The sequence below is a fragment of the Methylobacterium sp. WL18 genome (genome assembly GCF_008040015.1).
GTDB lineage: Bacteria > Pseudomonadota > Alphaproteobacteria > Rhizobiales > Beijerinckiaceae > Methylobacterium > Methylobacterium mesophilicum.
The window spans coordinates 1-2,646 of record NZ_VRVD01000644.1 but is presented as its reverse complement, the minus strand read 5'-3'; the positions used below and the strand labels follow the sequence as shown (position 1 = coordinate 2,646).

At 68.7% G+C, this 2,646-nt stretch carries 4 protein-coding genes; 1 reads left to right on the top strand and 3 read right to left on the bottom strand.

What is annotated here, in order from left to right; all coding sequences use genetic code 11:
• Positions 1–421: DUF2460 domain-containing protein (locus FV228_RS26320; RefSeq protein ID WP_147857226.1), on the bottom strand; the 421-nt coding region annotated here is incomplete at its 3' end.
• Positions 422–661: 240 nt separating this feature from the next.
• Between FV228_RS26320 and FV228_RS26315 the strand changes: the two genes are divergently transcribed.
• Positions 662–1,570: a TauD/TfdA family dioxygenase gene (locus FV228_RS26315; RefSeq protein ID WP_147857225.1), complete on the top strand. Its 909-nt coding sequence runs from the start codon at positions 662–664 to the stop codon at positions 1,568–1,570.
• A gap of 81 nt (positions 1,571–1,651) precedes the next feature.
• Here FV228_RS26315 and FV228_RS26310 read toward each other — a convergent pair whose 3' ends face one another.
• Positions 1,652–2,224 (bottom strand): GNAT family N-acetyltransferase, encoded by a 573-nt coding sequence (locus tag FV228_RS26310; RefSeq protein ID WP_147857224.1) that lies wholly within the window; start codon positions 2,222–2,224, stop codon positions 1,652–1,654.
• Positions 2,196–2,393 (bottom strand): hypothetical protein, encoded by a 198-nt coding sequence (locus FV228_RS26305; protein WP_147857223.1) that lies wholly within the window; start codon positions 2,391–2,393, stop codon positions 2,196–2,198. The genes FV228_RS26310 and FV228_RS26305 overlap by 29 nt, the downstream gene beginning before the upstream one ends.
• Between the last annotated feature and the right edge of the window lie 253 nt (positions 2,394–2,646).

Below are 2,646 nucleotides of genomic sequence, written 5' to 3'. Positions count from 1 at the left end.
CCGCCACCCGGACGCTGCCGGACACCGGCTTGGCGATGCGCCGGCGATAGGGCGCGAAGCCGGACCCGTAGGACTTGGTCAGCGCGAACGCCGCCGTGGCGCCGTCGCCGGTGCCGAGCGGCTGGTCCAGGGGGCCGATCGCCCGCCCGGGCGGCCCGGAGCGGAAATCGACGCGGTCGCGGTAGCGGAAGCCGTAGAGCCTCCCGCGGCGCTCCTCGAAGAAGGCCAGCACGGCGTGGAGCGCATCGAGCCCGCGCACCCCGAACCCGGCATCGTAGCGGCGGCGGGAATCGGCCCAGCGGCCGTTGCGGTGCTCCCGCCCCGAGGCCAGCGTGACGATCTCGGTGAGCCGCTGCGGCCCGCCGCTGCCGCGCAGCGACACGTCGAGGGGAAACAGCACCTCGTGGAAGGCGTCGGCCATGGCGCGATGATCCCGGAGATGGGGTCGGAGAAGGCACGTCCTGCCGGCCACCGCCGGCCGGGAAGAGTCTTTTGGAAACGGGCGAAACTTCGGAAACGCCGTTCATCGACAACCGACCGCGCCAGGGCGAAGATCATCGAAGACGACGGACGCTTCTTCGAAGACCTTGATCTCCGGCAGATCTCGCAAGATCTTTCCCGGCAGGCGTACGTCGTCCCCGATCCACCGAGGAGCCTTACGATGAGCGCCGTCCCGCAGCCGCTGCACCCCAACCTCGACATCCGCCGGGTCGCCGGCCGCATCGGCGCGGAGATCCGCGGCGTCGCGCTCTCGGGCGACCTCGACGCCGGGACGGTGGCGGCGATCCGCCAGGCGCTGGTCACCCACAAGGTGGTGTTCTTCCGCGACCAGAGCCTCGACGAGGCCGGCCAGGAGGCGTTCGGCCGGCGGCTCGGCGACCTCGTCCCACACCCGACCGTGCCGTCGCTCGCCGGCACGTCCGGCGTCCTCGACCTCGACGGCAGCCGGGGCGAGCGGGCGAGTTCCTGGCACACCGACGTGACCTTCGTGCCGGCCTATCCGGCGATCTCGATCCTGCGGGCCGTGACCCTGCCGGCCTATGGCGGCGACACCCTCTGGGCCAACACGGCGGCGGCCTACGCGGAGCTGCCCGAGACATTGCGCGACCTCGCCGACCGGCTCTGGGCGCTGCATTCCAATGTCTACGATTACGTCGGCGGGCGCGTGAACGCCCCGGAGGCCGGCCGCCAGCGCTACAACGAGGTCTTCACCCGGACCGTCTACGAGACCGAGCACCCGCTGGTGCACGTCCATCCGGAGACCGGCGAGCGCTCGCTGATCGTCGGGCACTTCATCCAGCGCATCCTCGGGCTCACGACCTCGGATTCGCAGCACCTGCTCGCGATCTTCACCGACCACGCGACCCGGCCCGAGAACACGGTGCGCTGGTCCTGGCGGCTGGGCGACGTGGCGATCTGGGACAACCGGGCGACGGTGCACCGCGCGGTGGACGATTATGGCGACCAGCCCCGGGTGGTGCGCCGGGTCACCATCGAAGGCGTCCCCCCGGTCAGCGTCGACGGACGCCGCAGCCGCGCCCGCGAGGCGGCGGCCAGCAAGGCGGCGTGAGAAGGGGCGATCACGTCGCCCGGTCGTGACAGGCGGGGCGACGTGCAGGCGCTCGCTCGCGCGCCGTCGTGAGCAGACGACTCAACCCGAGCTTGATACGTAGGGCTGAAGGTCCAGCCACATGACTGGCGCGGGCGAGGCACGGTTGCTGTCGGTATCCAGCATCGTGAAGCCCTGCTTGTCGTAGAAGCCCACGGATTCCTGCTTGGCGTTCGTGATCAGGAAGCGGCAGCCGACGCTGGTGCAAACTCGATCGACGGCGATGCTGAGTGACAAAGACAGGAGATCTCGGCCGATTCCACTTCCGCGCGTACCGTCCGCAACCGCCAAACGGGCAATCCGAATGGCGGGCTGGCTGGGATAGCGGTCAGCCCTCGGCTTTCCTTTGACGGAGTAGGTCCCGCCCAAGGCGATCTCCGCGCTCATCAGGCTGATGAAGCCGAGGATGCGCCTATCCGCGGGATCCTCCGGGACTGCGACGTAGGTCTGCGTGATCAGCTGAGCGCTGGCACGCTCCGAATCTCTGCGAAAGAATATCTTCAACGGCTTGTGCCGCTCGTCCGCAAGGGCAAATGCCACTTTGCAGTCGCCCTGTCGCATAGGACGAATAATATAGGGCGAATGATTAATTACCGCCGGCGTCGTTTCCTGCATCGACAGCGACCTTGCCCGTTTCGGTCATCGATCGCTGCAGTTTACGCCCTCTCTCGAGCGAGGCCAGCACAACCTGTTGCTTCTCGCTCGAGGCCACTTGGCGCAGGAACGTCTCCGCATCGCGGCCGGACAGCTTCACCCCGCCGAAATCTCGGGACAGGATAGCCATCGGCTCCTCCTCTCGACTGCACTGAGAACGACGTAGCAGGGCCTCCGCGTCTCGACAATGCGCGGACCCGGCACAGGACCAATTCCAGGCTTGTCCAACAGGTATGCCCTTACGTCGCCCGCTGCCCTCGCGCCACGGCGCGGGCGAGGCTCGCCGTCACCTGCGCCTCCGAACGGCGGAAGGCGCCGGGGTCGGGGGTGGCGATGTTGACCGTCACCGAGACCGGCTTCGCCCGGGGCGGCGTGCTCCGGGG